This is a genomic window from Amycolatopsis magusensis (assembly GCF_017875555.1).
GTDB lineage: Bacteria > Actinomycetota > Actinomycetes > Mycobacteriales > Pseudonocardiaceae > Amycolatopsis > Amycolatopsis magusensis.
Genome location: NZ_JAGGMS010000001.1, coordinates 8,524,865 through 8,537,805, shown reverse-complemented (window position 1 = coordinate 8,537,805; position 12,941 = coordinate 8,524,865). Strand labels below are relative to the sequence as shown.

The following is a 12,941-nucleotide window of genomic DNA, read 5'->3' as shown; positions in this document are numbered from 1 at the left end:
CCTGGCCTAGGTCAGGAACTCCGGTGGCACGGCGTCGGTGAGCCAGACCCCGACCGAGGCGGGGTCGTGGCGCAGGACCTTCGACAGCCGCTTGGACAGCTTGACCAGTTGCCGTTCCTCGATCACCGCAGCACCGGCAGGATGCCGTTGAGCCCGGTCACCGCGAGCAGCCGCGTCAGGAACTGCGGCACCCCGCGCAACCGCACGCGCCCCCCGAACGCGGCCGCGCGCTTCTGCGCGGCGAGGAACATGCTCAGCCCCGTCGAGTCCACATAGGTCAGTCCGGCGAGGTCGAGCACCAGGTCCTGGTGCACCTCGGCGAGTTCGGGCAGCGCCAGCCGGAAGTCGGCGCCGGTGTGCGCGTCCAGCTCCCCGGCGGTGGTGACCACCGCGCGCCCGGCGGAAACCGTCACGTCATAGCTGAACTCGTTCATCGCTCCGTCCCGACCAGTCCGCCGGCCCAGTGCGCCACGACCAACTCGCGCGCCAAGGGGAAGTCTCCCAAACCGGCGGCGAGGAGTTCACCCAGTTCCGCCACCAGGCGCACTTCGGCGCCGCGGGCGGCGAGCAGGTCGGCCAGCCAGGCCGCGGTTTCCGGGATGGGCCGCGGGTCGCCGGTGAGCAGGGCCGCCGAGACCGCGTGCAGCACCTGGTTGAGCACGTCCTTCGCGACCGCCTGCAGGCTGTCCACCACCACGGGCGCGTCGACCAGCACGTCGGCGGCGAGCGTCCACGTGGTGCGCAGCCCGGCCACCAGGCGCTGGTGCGCCTGTTCCAGCTCGGCCTGCTCGGCGGCGGGTGCGGCGGGCAGCGGGGATGCCGCCGGGACCACGGCGGGCAGCTTCGCGACCGCGTCGATGGCGCTGTAGGCACCCGGCGCCCACGCGGTCGCGCCCAGTGCCAGCGCCCGCGCCGGATCGGGCCCGAAGGCGGAACCACCGGCCAGCACCGGGATACCGGCCGCGGTGGCGGCTTCGATGAACCGGCGGCCGGCGGGCAGCGCGCCCAGCACCGAACAGCTGACCGCGGCCGCGTCCGGCCCCAGGTCGTGCAGGTACCGGTTCAGCCGCGCGGTGGTGGTCGAGGCACCGAGCAGGGTGACGTCCCAGCCGTTCGCCCGCAGCGCGTGGCCGATCAGCATGGCGGGCAGGGCGTGCCATTCGCGTTCGGCGCAGGCCACCACCACCCGCCCGCGGGTGACCGGCAGCCGGCGGACGTGCCGCGCGACCACCTCGACGGCCGCGGCCGAGACCCCGGTCGCCGCGTGTTCCCTGGCCACCGGCCACTCACCGCGTTGCCAGCGCAGGCCGACCGACCGCTGCGCGGCGGCGATCACCTCGACCAGCACGGCGACCGGATCCTCGCCCCGGTCGAGCAGTTCACCGATGACGGCGGTGGCGGCGGGGGTGTCCACCGCCGCCAGCGCGCGATCGAAGCGGTCCGCCGCTTCGGCGAGTCCCGGCACGGTCATCGGCCCCAGGACACCGCGAACAACGCCATGTCGTCGTGCGGACGGCCGCCGAGGTACTCGTGCACGTCCTGCTCGACCGCCTCGCACACCGGTTCCGGGCCCGCGCCCGCGTAGGCGGGCAGCAGTTCGACCAGGCGGCCCATGCCGTAGAAGTCGTCCGCCCCGCGTGCTTCGTAGATGCCGTCGGTGAACAACAGCATCGTGTCGCCGAGGTGCAGGCGCACGTCGACCTCCCGGTACGCCAGGTCCGGCAGCACCCCGGCGACCGTGCCGACGGCCTCGATCTGCTCGATCGAGCCGCCCGCGCGGATGATCACCGGCGGCGGGTGCCCGGCCACGGCCACGCTGGCCACCGCGGAGCTGCCGTCGCCGATCGGGCGCAGCCGCACGCACACCACGGCCACGAACCGGCTGGACTCGGCTTCGTAGAGCACGGTGTTCAACGCGGTCAGCACCTGGGACGGGCGCCGGTCGAAGTAGGCGGCGGTGCGGATGCTCTGCCGGGTGCGGCCGGTCAGCACGGCCGCCTCCACGCCCTTGCCGCAGACGTCGCCGAGCACGAGCAGCCAGTCGTCCCCGGCGCCGTGCACGTCGTAGAAGTCGCCGCTGAGGTCGAGGTGCTCGGCCGCGGACCGGATGCGGGCGGCGATCCGCGCGCCCGGCAGTTCGGGCAGCTCCGGCGGGCGCAACCCGGCCTGCAACACCGACGCGACGTGGGTGCGGTCCTCGTAGAGCTGGGCGGAGTCGATCGCCAGCGCGGCACGGGCGGCCAGCCGCTCGGCGGTTTCGACGTCCTCGGCGGGGAAGCCGCGGTTCGAGCCGCGGACCAGGACCAGCACGCCGATGGTGGTCCCGCGCGCGGTCAGTGCCACCCCGACGATGTCGGCCGGGCGCAGTTCCGCGGCTTCCTCCCGAAGCCGCGGGTGCGGGATCATCGCGTCGAGCGCGGTCCCGTCCTCCTCCGCGACGTGCAGCACCTCGGTGCGCCCGGAGGACAGCACGCGGCCGAGCCCGGTGTCCGGGTCGACACGGACCGTGACGGGCGTGGTCGCGGTCAGTTCGGCGCCACCGTGCAGGACCAGCCTGCCGGAGCGCAGTTCGGGCAGTGCCAGCACGGCCCAGTCGGCGAACGCCGGGCACAGCAGGTCCAGGAGGCGCAACGCGGTGCGGCGCAGGTTCAGCGAACCGGCCAGCTCACCGGTGACCCGCTCGGTGAGGCCGGTCCACGGCCCCGTCGTCGCGGGGGCGTCCGTCCCAGGTTGCATCAGGCTCCTTCTCGGCGGCTCCCTGTCGAGGGTACTTCCCGGAGCGGCTCGTCAAACCCCGCCTTCGGCCGCGGGTTTGAGCAATCGAGCACCGGGGCCGAAGCGGGCCATCTGGTCGTCGTGGTTGTAGAGGCCGCAGACCCGCAGCGAGAGGCAGCCGCAGCCGACGCAGCCGGTGAGCCGGTCGCGCAGGCGCTGCAGCGCGTCGATCCGCGCGTCGATCTCGGACTGCCAGTTGCGCGAGAGCCGGGTCCAGTCGGCCTTCGTCGGCGCGTGGTCCTTCGGCAGCGTGGACAGCGCCTCGCTGATCTGCTCCAGGCTCAGCCCGACCCGCTGGGCAGCCCGGATGAAGGCGATCCGGCGCAGCACCGAGCGCGCGTACCGGCGCTGGTTCCCGGCGGAGCGCTCGGAGTGGATCAAGCCCTTGTCCTCGTAGAAGCGCAGGGCGGTGTGCGGCACCCCGCTGCGCTCGGAGACCTGCCCGATGCTGAGGTGGTCGGCGAGTTTGGTCACCCGGCCACCATAGCCTTGACTTCGACTTAGGTCGAGGTTGCACGGTCGTGAACATGACCACCACCGCCACCGGCTACCACGAGCTGCCCCGGCTGATCGGCCTGATGACCGGCGACGAGAAGCACTCCGCCGCGGCTACGTCCACTGTAGACGTTCTGTGGGTGCTCTACGACCGGGTGCTGGACATCTCACCGCGGCAGCCGAACGACCCGCGCCGCGACCGGTTCCTGCTCTCCAAGGGGCACGGGCCGATGGCCTACTACGCGGTGCTCGCCGCGAAGGGCTTCCTGCCCGAGGGCGACCTCCTCGGCTGGGCGGGGGCGGAGTCGCGGCTCGGCATGCACCCGGACCGGTTGCGCGTGCCCGGCGTGGAGATCTCCAGCGGCTCGCTCGGGCACGGGCTCGGGATCGCCGTGGGGGAGGTCTACGGCCTGCGCGCCCAGCGGATCGACGCGCGGGTGGTGGTGCTCCTCGGGGACGCCGAACTGGACGAAGGCTCCAACCACGAGGCGATCGCGCTCGCCGGGCGGGAAGGCATGGAAGCGCTGACGGCGGTGGTGGTCGACAACCAGTCCGCCAGCCTCGGCTGGCCGGGCGGCATCGCGCGGCGCTTCGCGGTGGAGGGCTGGGAGACGCGCACGGTCGACGGCCGCGACCACGAAGCGCTCCACGAAGCCTTCACCGCCCCGCACCCGGGGCGACCGCTGGCCGTGATCGCCGAAGTGGAACGGAAGGGCTGAGCCGATGACGAGCATGCGCGACGAATTCACGTCCACAATGGACGAAGCGATGGCGGTGGACCCGCGGCTGGCGCTGGTGCTCGCCGACATCTCGGTGGACCGGGTGCGCGCGACCCGCCGCCGCCACCCGGACCGGGTGATCAACGTCGGCATCCGCGAACAGCTGCTGGTCGGCGTCGCGGGCGGGCTGGCGCTCTCCGGCATGCGCCCGGTGGTGCACACCTTCGCGTCGTTCCTGGTGGAGCGCCCGTTCGAGCAGGTGAAGCTGGATCTCGGGCATCAGGGCGTCGGCGCGGTACTGGTGTCCTCCGGGGCGTCCTACGACATGTCCTACGCCGGGCGCACGCACCAGTCACCGGGGGACGTCGCGCTGATCGACTCGCTGCCCGGCTGGGCCGTGCACGTGCCGGGACACCCGGCCGAGGCACGCAGGCTGCTCTGCGAGTCGCTGCCGGGGGACTCGAGTGTCTACTTGCGACTATCCGAAGCGGTCAACGCGGAACCGTTCATCGGCGCGGGTTTCCAGGTGCTGCGCCGCGGTGGCCGCGGGGTGGTGCTCGCCGTCGGCCCGATGCTGGACCGGGTGCTCGCGGCGACCGCCGGGCTGGACGTGACCGTGCTCTACACCGCGACCGTGCGCCCGTTCGACGCGGCCGGGCTGCGTGCCGCGGTGGACGGCGCGAGCCCTGACGTGGTGCTCGTCGAGCCGTACCTGGCGGGCACTTCGGCGCACCAGGTGGCCGAAGCGCTCACCGATCGCCCGCACCGCCTGCTTTCCCTGGGCGTCCGCCGCGATCGCGAGGTGCGCATCTACGGCGGCATGGCCGATCACGACGTGGCGCACGGACTCGACGAACAGGGCATCGCCGCGTCCGTGCGCGCGTTCCTAGGCTGACTCGCCGAGGTAGTCGGCCAGCAGGCAGGTGATGTTGTCCGGCCCGCCGCCGGCGTTGGCCAGGTCGATCAGCCGGCGCACCGCGGCGTCCGGGTCGGCGACGCTGTCCAGCACCTCGCGGATGGCTTCGTCGCTGACCACGTCGGTCAGCCCGTCCGAGCAGAGCAGGAACCGGTCTCCCGGCACCGCTTCGTGCTCCGAGAGGTCCGGCTCGTGCGTGCTCCCGCTCTGCAGCGCGCGCACCAGCATCGAGCGCCGCGGGTGGACCTCGGCCTCCTCCGGCGTGATGCGCCCTTCGTCGACCAGGGTCTGCACCAGCGTGTGGTCGCGGGTCATCTGGTAGAGCACGCTGTCGCGCAGCAGGTAACCCCGTGAGTCGCCGATGTGCGCCAGGCCGAACCTGGGACCGTTCCACAGCATCGCGGTGACCGTGGTGCCCGCGCCGGCCGGCGCGTGCTCGTCGAGCAGCCTGCCCGCTTCGGCGACCGCTCCGGCGAGCGCGCCGGTCAGGTCCTCGTGCGGTTCCTTGTCCAGTTCTCGCAGTGCGTCCACGGCCAGTGCGCTGGCGACCTCACCGCTGGTGTGCCCGCCCATGCCGTCGGCGAGCACGAGCACCCGGGAACCCGCGTAGGCGGCGTCCTCGTTGCCCTTGCGGTTGAGCCCTGGATCCGTGTCGACCACCACACGGAATTCTTGTGTCATGCTTCCAGTAGAGCATGTTGTGAACTCAATACACAAGTGATTGTGCCGTGGATTAGCATGTCGTTATGAATGAAGCGACCGTGACCGCCGGCGACATCGCCCGGCTGGTCGACGTGGGCCGGGCGGCGGTGAGCAACTGGCGCCGCCGTTACGACGATTTCCCGCGTCCGGTCGGCGGAACCGCATCCAGTCCGGTGTTCTCGCTGGCCGAGGTCGAAGACTGGTTGCGCCGCAACGGTAAGCGCTTCGAGGTTTCACTGGCCGAGCGGGTCTGGCAACGGCTGCGCGCGGCGGCCGACGACCTGGCGCTCGGCGAACTGGTCGCGGAAACCGGCATCGCCTTGGAGGACGGTGGTTTCCGGGCGGACGAACTGCTCAGCGGCGCGGTGGGCGAACTCGGCCGCCGCGCGGTGTTCGAGTTCCTCTACGAGCGCTACCAGGAGGTGCACGTCCGCCGGTTGCCGGTGACCCCTGGGCCGATCGCCGAGCTGATGGCGCGGCTGGCCGGCCGGGTCGACTCGGTGTTCGACCCCGCCTGCGGCACCGGCGCGCTTCTGCTCGCCGCCGCCGCGCCGCGCGCGTCCGGCCAGGACCTGGACGAAACTTCCGCCGCGATGACCGGCACGCGCCTGCGCCTGGCCGGGATCGACGCGCGGGTGGTCGCGGGCGATTCACTGCGGCGCGACGCTTTCGGTACCGAAGTCGCCGACGCGGTGCTGTGCGATCCGCCGCTCAACGAACGGGCCTGGGGGCACGAGGAACTGGCCGGGGACGCGCGCTGGGTGTACGGCGTGCCGCCGCGCGGTGAACCGGAACTGGCCTGGGTGCAGCACTGCCTGGCCCACGTGCGCCCCGGCGGGACCGTGGCGATCCTGCTGCCGCCCGCGGTCGCCGGCCGCCGGTCCGGGAGACGGATCCGCGGGAACCTGTTGCGCGCCGGGGCGTTGCGCGCGGTGGTGACCCTGCCGGACGGCACCAGGGACCTGTGGTTGCTGCGCCGCCCGGAACCCGGCACCGGCGGGGACCGGGTACTGCTGATGGAGTCCACAGAGGACTTGTCGATGGTCGAAAAGGCCTGGGCGGAACCGGATTCCTGGACGACCCGGGTGATCGACCTGCTCGACGACGACGTGGACCTGAGCCCGGCGCGGCACCGCGGAGCCGATGGCGGCGAGAGTTTCCTGGCCGCACTGGAGGGTTTCCGCGCGCGGGCGCTGGACGCGCCGGAGCTGGCGGTGCTCACCCAGGATCGCTCGTGGCCGCTGACCACCATCGGCGAGCTGATCAAAGCCGGGCTGGTGCGCAAATCCGGCGAAGGCGTACCGGTGAAGTCCCCGGCGGGCACCGAATACCGCGTCGATCCCGAGCGCATCGACCCGGATTTCCTGGCCGGGCTGCTGCGTTCGGCGATGCACCGGATGACGTCCAACTCCACCCGGCTGGACCTGCGGCGGGTGCGCGTGCCCCGGCTGCCGCTGGCCGAGCAACGGGCCTACGGACGGGCGTTCCGGCGGCTCGGCGAGTTCGAGGCACAGCTGGCGGAGGCGGCCGAATACGGGGAAAGGCTGGTGCGGCTAGGCTTCGACGGGCTGGCGGACGGCCATCTGCAGCCGGAGGACTAGGCGCTGTCCTGCGGGTCAAGGTCGCGCTCTCCGCGCCCAGGCGGCCCCTGGCGGCACGGGCGAGTTCGGCCGAGTACGGCCAGTACGAGGCCGAATCGCCCGCACCGCCAGGAACCACCTGGATCACGAAGCCCATCGACCAGACCCACAGGACAGCGCCTAGGAGGCCGAGATGCTCATCGCCGATCGGTACGAGCTGGACGACCTCCCGCTCGGCCAAGGCGGGATGGGCGCGGTGCACGCCGGGCACGACAAGCACCTCGGGCGCCGGGTGGCGGTGAAGTTCCTGCGCCTGCCCGGCGGGCCGGACGACGAACTGGAACGCCGTTTCGTCCGCGAGGCACGGATCCTGGCCCGCCTGGAGCACGCCGGCGTACCGGTGCTCTACGACTTCGGCATGTTCGACCAGCGGTTGTTCCAGGTCATGCAGTTCATCGACGGGGTGACCGTGGCGGACCTGGTCGGCGAGCACGGGCCGCTGCCGGTGCCGTGGGCGGCGGCCATCGCGGCACAGGCCAGCGCGGTGCTCGCGGCGGCGCACGAGTTGTCGATCTGCCACCGCGACCTCAAGCCGACGAACCTGATGCTCTGCCCGGACGGCAGCGTCAAGGTGCTCGACTTCGGCCTGGCGATGCTGCGGGAGGCCGACGTCGCGCAGTTCACCAGGGCCGGGCAGATCCTCGGCACGCCCGCGTACATGGCGCCCGAGCAGATCCAGCGCGGGGTCGCCGAGCCGCGCAGCGATCTGTACGCGCTGGGGTGCGTGCTGCACGAGATGCTGACCGGGAACCAGTTGTTCACCGGGCCGACCGCGTTCGCGGTGTTCGAGAAGCAGGTGCGCGAGCAGCCGCCGCGCCTGCCGGGGCCGCTGGGCGCGTTGCTCGGGCAGGTGCTGTCGAAGGCGCCGGAGGACCGGCCGTCGAACGCGGCCGAGTTCTTCGAGCGGCTGCGGCCGTTCACCGCGAACCCGCCGATGCTGCCCGGTTACCTCTCGCCGGCGGTCAGCCCGGCGCGGATGTACGCCAGCATGGTCGGCCAGGTGCACGGTATGGGAGGGTGACCACCGTCCGCGATCAACGGGGTGGAGTGGGAGTACACGATGGAGCGACGGTTCCTTTCGGCTGCGCTCGTCGGGGCACTACTGGTCACTGGCTGTAGTTCCGCGGCGGAGAGTCCACCGCCGGCCGCGCCACCCGCGCCGCCGCCCACCCCCACCGCGCCCGGGTTCTCCGTGGTCGCCACCGGGGACGTGCTGGTGCACCCGGCGCTGACCGAGCAGGCCGAGGCCGACGGCAAGGGCAAGATCGACTTCCGGCCGCAGTTCGCCGGCGTCAAGCCGGTGGTCTCCGGTGCCGATCTGGGCCTGTGCCACCTCGAAGTGCCGCTGGCCGAGCCCGGGGGGCCGTACAGCGGCTACCCGTCGTTCAACGCGCCGCCGGAAATCGCCGAAGCGTTGAAGGACACCGGTTACGACGCCTGCTCGACGGCTTCGAACCACACCCTGGACCAGGGTGAGGACGGGGTGGAGCGCACGCTCGACGGCCTGGACGCGGCCGGGCTGAAGCACACCGGCTCGGCGCGTTCGTCGAAGGAGGCGGGCACCCCGCTGCTGCTGGACGCGGCGGGCACGAAGGTCGGCCACGTGTCGTTCACCTTCGGCTTCAACGGGATCGAACTGCCCGACGGCAAGCCGTGGATGTCGAACACGCTCGACGCGGCCGACGTCCTCGCGGCGGCCCGCAAGACCCGCGAAGCCGGGGCGGAAGTGGTGATCGCGAGCCTGCACTGGGGCACCGAATACCGCGCGGAGCCCACGAAGGAACAGACCGACCTGGCGAAGAAACTGCTCAAGGACGACTCGATCGACCTGATCATCGGGCACCACGCGCACGTGGTGCAGCCGTTCGAGAAGATCGGCGAGAAGTGGGTGGCCTACGGGCTGGGCAACCACATCGCGAAGCACTCGGAGCCGCGGGGGACCACCGAAGAGGGTGTGGCCGCGCGGTTCCACTTCACCAAGGACGGCGGCGGCTGGAAGGTCGACCGCGCCGAGTACGTGCCGACGCTGGTCGACCTGGGCCCGCCGATCCGCCTGGTGGACGCCACCACCGCCGCGTCACCGCGGCACCAGGAAGCCCTCACGCGCACCGACGAGGTCGTGCTGAGCCGGAAGGCCGCCGACCACGGCCTGACCCGGCCGGGGAAGTAGCCGCTACGAGTGGGCGAAGGTGCGCCGGTAGTCCTTCGGTGAGACGCCGACGACGCGGTGGAAGTGGTGCCGCAGCAGGGCGGCGGTGCCGAAACCGGTCTCCGCGGCGATCTCGTCCACGCCCAGCGTGGTCTCTTCGAGCAACCGCCGGGCGTGCAGGACCCGTTGCGTGGACAGCCACCGGTTCGGCGTCGTGCCGGTCTCCGCGGCGAACCGGCGCGCGAAGGTGCGCTCGGACATCTTCGCCTGCCGCGCCAGCCCGGCCACGGTGTGCTCGGCGGTCAGGTTCTCCAGCATCCAGGTCAGCAGCGGCTGCAGGCTGTCCCCGGTGCACTCCGGGATCGGCGTCTCGACGAACTGCCGCTGCCCGCCCTCCCGCTGCGGCGGCACCACCATCCGGCGCGCGATCAGCGTGGCCACCTCGGATCCGAGCTCCCGACGCACCACGTGCAGGCAGGCGTCGATGCCCGACGCGGTACCGGCACTGGTGACCAGGTCGCCGTCGTCGACGAACAGCACGTCCGGGTCGAGGTCCGTGTCCGGGAAGCGCGCGGCGAACGCGGCCGCGTGGCGCCAGTGCGTGGTGCACCGCCTGCCGTCGAGCAATCCGGTCGCGCCGAGGAAGAAGGCGCCGCTGCACACGGTCAGCACGGTCGCGCCCCGCGCGCTCGCCTGCCGGACGGCTTCGAGCGCGGCCTCCGGGTACTCGTCGCGGATGCCGTAGGCGGGCAGCGCCACCAGATCCGCGCCCTCGAGCCCGTCCAGCCCGTGGTCCGGCGTCACCGACATGCCCACGCTCGAGCGCACGGGCACGCCCGCGCGCTCGCCGCAGACGCGGAAGTCGATCGGCGGCACCCCGCCATCGGTCCGGTCGATGCCGAACACCTCGCAGAGCACGCCCAGTTCGAACGGCGCGACGTCGTCGATCACCAGCGCGGCCACGGTCTTCAGCATGCGGTCAGCGTAGATGGCAGGATTTTGTGGCACAAGGTCAGATCTGCCACTGGTGGCAGCAAATGCACGAGCGAACAATAAGTGCCATGAGCTACTTCGTGCTGATCCTGCTGCTGGCCCTGTCCGTCTACGCCATCGAACGCAACCACCGCCGCCAGGCCCGGCCGTCGTACACCGGGAGCGGCCGGGAGGACCGTGACCTGGCCCGCGTGCGCACCGAACTGCGGGCTCAGGCCGGGCGCGCCAGCCGGGGCGCCGCCCGGTCCGGGGCGATGACCTCCGGCCGCGTCTCCAGCTCGCCGGCCAGGTTGGCGGCCCACTGAACGAGCCCGGGGATGTCGATCCCGTACGGGTTGCCGGCACGGTACGCCTCGATGTTGGCCGCGCCGCGGCGCAACAGGGAAGCGCCGCCGACGGAGTTGCCGCGCGCCGCGTGCGTCAGCCCGACGGCGAGCTGGGCCATGCCGCGCCAGAGTCCCTCATCCGCCTCGGTGCCGGTCTTCCACGCGTCCTCGAAGACTTCGTGCGCGTGGAACGGCATCCCGGCGTCGAGGAGGCGCTGCGCCTCGGCCAGCGTCTCCGCCGGCGTCCGCTCGATACCCTCAGGCTGCCGTTCGACCCCGGGCGCGCCATAGGGCAGCGGCCTGCCGAGGCCGTCCCGCGGCCTGGCGTTGCGTGCCCGTCCTTCCGGATCGCGGTCTCGCATACCCGGATTCTGGCACGGTGGTCAGCGCACGCGCCGTCCCGGCCTGCTGCCGGAAGAGAACTTCGCCGCCCCCGTGTTCCCGGACGGCCGTGACCGCTGCCCGCCACCCTGAGCCATGGCCGGCGCCTGACCGCGCCCCTTCGGCTGGTCGGCCGCCTGGTGCCGCCCGTTCCCCGCGGCCCGCGACTGCCCCGACCCCTGCGCCCGCCCCCGCGCCTGACCCTGGCCTTGACCCCGCCCACGACCTTGGTCCTGGTCGCGGCCACGGCCCTGGCCTTGGCCTTGGTCCCGGCCCTGACTCTGGCTCCGGCCTCGGGTCTGGCCTTGTTCCCGGCCCTGGCCTCGGCCCTGGCTCTGCTCCCAGGCCTGGTCCTGGTCGCGGCCCTGGGTCCGGCCCTGGCCGTTGGCTCGCCTGGTGCCCTGCCCCTGGCCTTGACCGCGACCTTGGCCCTGGCCCCGGCCGCGCCCGTTGCCGCGGCCCGTGGTTTCGGCGCCGGTCCGGGAGCCGTCCTGCTGGCCCGTGGCCTGCGCGATGGACCGGGTCGGCTGGGCTTTTCCTTGCGGCTGCGGGGTTTTCGGCGCGGGCTTGACGAAGGAACGTTCGCCCGGCGCGAGTTCGGTGAGCAGCGGGTGCCCGGCGTCGAGCCGCGTGGTGCGGGGCTTGATCCCGGCCTTGCGCGTCAGATCGCGGACGTCCGGCACCTGCTCGTCGGTCATCAGCGTGATCACCGTGCCCGACGCGCCCGCTCGCGCGGTCCGGCCCGAGCGGTGCAGGTACGCCTTGTGCTCCACCGGCGGATCCGCGTGGATCACCAGCGTCACGTCGTCGACGTGGATGCCGCGGGCCGCGATGTCGGTGGCGACCAGCGTTTTCGCCGTGCCCTCCGAGAACGCCGCCAGGTTGCGGGTGCGGGCGTTCTGCCCGAGGTTGCCGTGCAGTTCCACCGCGGGTACGCCCGACGCGTTGAGCTTGCGGGTGAGCGCCTTCGCGCGGTGCTTGGTGCGCGTGAAGACCAGCGTGCGCCCGGGCGCCGAAGTCAGGTCGATGAGCACCGGCAGCCGGTCGTCGGGGTGCACGTGCAGCACGTGGTGCGCCATCGTGGACACCGGCGACTGCGCGGAATCCACGCTGTGCGTCACGGGATTGCTGAGGTAGCGCTTGACGATGACGTCCACCCCGGCGTCCAGGGTGGCGGAGAACAGCAGGCGCTGCCCGTCCGCCGGGGTCGCGTCGAGGATGCGCCGGACACCGGGCAGGAAACCGAGGTCCGCCATGTGGTCGGCCTCGTCGAGCACGGTGACCTCGATCGCGTCGAGGTGCACGTGGCCGGACGCGAGGTGGTCGTTGAGCCGCCCGGGACAGGCGATCACGATGTCCACGCCCGATCGCAGCGCGGTGATCTGCGGGTTCGCGCTGACACCGCCGAACACCGTCAGCGTGCGCAGGGAAAGCGCCTTCGCCAGCGGGGCGAGCGAGGCGTCGATCTGGGTGACCAGTTCCCGGGTGGGCGCCAGGATCAGCGCGCGCGGGCGTCCGGACCGCCGCTTGACCGGCTTCGCCGCGAGGCGCGCCAGCAGCGGCACCACGAAGGCGTAGGTCTTGCCGGAACCGGTCCGGCCGCGGCCGAGGACGTCACGGCCCTCCAGTGAATGCGGCAGCGTGGCGGCCTGGATGGGGAACGGCGACAGCACGCCCTCGGCGGCGAGTGCGGTGACCAACGGCGCGGGGACGCCCAGTTCCGCGAAACCAGGCGTGTCCTGCGTGGGGCGGCGGCCCGACATGTGTGCTCCGAACGTGGAAGGGGCCGCGGGTGCCCGGCGCCAGTGCGGTCAGTCTAGGCGGCCTGCCCCAGTGACCTGCGCC

Annotated in this window: 14 protein-coding genes; 6 read left to right on the top strand and 8 right to left on the bottom strand. The window is 72.5% G+C overall.

Features of this window, described 5'->3' with window-relative positions:
- Positions 1–122 precede the first annotated feature (122 nt).
- From JOM49_RS38335 to soxR, 4 genes are read right to left on the bottom strand one after another with little or no spacing between them, the layout of a single operon-like run.
- Positions 123–434 carry an STAS domain-containing protein gene (locus tag JOM49_RS38335; RefSeq protein WP_209669151.1) on the bottom strand — a complete coding sequence of 104 codons (312 nt, stop codon included), beginning with the start codon at positions 432–434 and terminating at the stop codon, positions 123–125.
- Positions 431–1,471: a cobalamin B12-binding domain-containing protein gene (locus tag JOM49_RS38330; protein ID WP_209669150.1), complete on the bottom strand. Its 1,041-nt coding sequence runs from the start codon at positions 1,469–1,471 to the stop codon at positions 431–433. The genes JOM49_RS38335 and JOM49_RS38330 overlap by 4 nt, the downstream gene beginning before the upstream one ends.
- Entirely contained in the window at positions 1,468–2,736 is a 1,269-nt protein-coding gene (locus JOM49_RS38325; RefSeq protein ID WP_209669148.1) for a PP2C family protein-serine/threonine phosphatase, read from the bottom strand. The genes JOM49_RS38330 and JOM49_RS38325 overlap by 4 nt, the downstream gene beginning before the upstream one ends.
- A gap of 51 nt (positions 2,737–2,787) precedes the next feature.
- The gene (soxR, locus tag JOM49_RS38320; RefSeq protein WP_209669146.1) at positions 2,788–3,249 is read right to left on the bottom strand and encodes a redox-sensitive transcriptional activator SoxR; all 462 of its coding nucleotides are present in this window, start codon (positions 3,247–3,249) and stop codon (positions 2,788–2,790) included.
- Between the two features lie 53 nt (positions 3,250–3,302).
- Between soxR and JOM49_RS38315 the strand changes: the two genes are divergently transcribed.
- Both JOM49_RS38315 and JOM49_RS38310 read left to right on the top strand, forming a co-directional pair.
- Positions 3,303–3,989 carry a thiamine pyrophosphate-binding protein gene (locus JOM49_RS38315; protein WP_209669144.1) on the top strand — a complete coding sequence of 229 codons (687 nt, stop codon included), beginning with the start codon at positions 3,303–3,305 and terminating at the stop codon, positions 3,987–3,989.
- A gap of 4 nt (positions 3,990–3,993) precedes the next feature.
- On the top strand, positions 3,994–4,884 hold the full coding sequence (locus JOM49_RS38310) for a transketolase family protein (RefSeq protein WP_209669142.1): 891 nt from the start codon (positions 3,994–3,996) through the stop codon (positions 4,882–4,884).
- Here JOM49_RS38310 and JOM49_RS38305 read toward each other — a convergent pair.
- Positions 4,876–5,586, bottom strand: a complete 711-nt coding sequence (locus JOM49_RS38305; RefSeq protein WP_209669140.1) for a PP2C family protein-serine/threonine phosphatase — start codon at positions 5,584–5,586, stop codon at positions 4,876–4,878. The genes JOM49_RS38310 and JOM49_RS38305 overlap by 9 nt on opposite strands.
- Before the next feature lie 65 nt (positions 5,587–5,651).
- Between JOM49_RS38305 and JOM49_RS38300 the strand changes: the two genes are divergently transcribed.
- From JOM49_RS38300 to JOM49_RS38290, 3 genes are all read left to right on the top strand, one after another.
- On the top strand, positions 5,652–7,208 hold the full coding sequence (locus JOM49_RS38300) for an N-6 DNA methylase (protein ID WP_209669138.1): 1,557 nt from the start codon (positions 5,652–5,654) through the stop codon (positions 7,206–7,208).
- Positions 7,209–7,380: 172 nt separating this feature from the next.
- Positions 7,381–8,268 (top strand): serine/threonine-protein kinase, encoded by an 888-nt coding sequence (locus tag JOM49_RS38295; RefSeq protein WP_209669136.1) that lies wholly within the window; start codon positions 7,381–7,383, stop codon positions 8,266–8,268.
- A gap of 39 nt (positions 8,269–8,307) precedes the next feature.
- A complete protein-coding gene (locus JOM49_RS38290) occupies positions 8,308–9,417 on the top strand; it encodes a CapA family protein (protein ID WP_209669134.1) in 1,110 nt (369 codons plus the stop codon).
- 3 nt (positions 9,418–9,420) lie between these two features.
- Here the strand turns inward: JOM49_RS38290 and JOM49_RS38285 are convergent, their stop codons facing one another.
- Positions 9,421–10,371 carry a GlxA family transcriptional regulator gene (locus JOM49_RS38285; RefSeq protein ID WP_209669132.1) on the bottom strand — a complete coding sequence of 317 codons (951 nt, stop codon included), beginning with the start codon at positions 10,369–10,371 and terminating at the stop codon, positions 9,421–9,423.
- Between the two features lie 86 nt (positions 10,372–10,457).
- On the opposite strand from JOM49_RS38285, the gene JOM49_RS38280 reads away from it, so the two are divergent.
- Positions 10,458–10,694 carry a hypothetical protein gene (locus JOM49_RS38280; RefSeq protein ID WP_209669130.1) on the top strand — a complete coding sequence of 79 codons (237 nt, stop codon included), beginning with the start codon at positions 10,458–10,460 and terminating at the stop codon, positions 10,692–10,694.
- Here the strand turns inward: JOM49_RS38280 and JOM49_RS38275 are convergent.
- Positions 10,601–11,077 carry a DUF309 domain-containing protein gene (locus JOM49_RS38275; RefSeq protein ID WP_209669128.1) on the bottom strand — a complete coding sequence of 159 codons (477 nt, stop codon included), beginning with the start codon at positions 11,075–11,077 and terminating at the stop codon, positions 10,601–10,603. The two genes, JOM49_RS38280 and JOM49_RS38275, sit on opposite strands and share 94 nt — an antisense overlap.
- A 21-nt stretch (positions 11,078–11,098) precedes the next feature.
- Positions 11,099–12,859, bottom strand: coding sequence for a DEAD/DEAH box helicase (locus JOM49_RS38270; protein WP_209669125.1), 1,761 nt, complete (start codon positions 12,857–12,859; stop codon positions 11,099–11,101).
- Positions 12,860–12,941 lie beyond the last annotated feature (82 nt).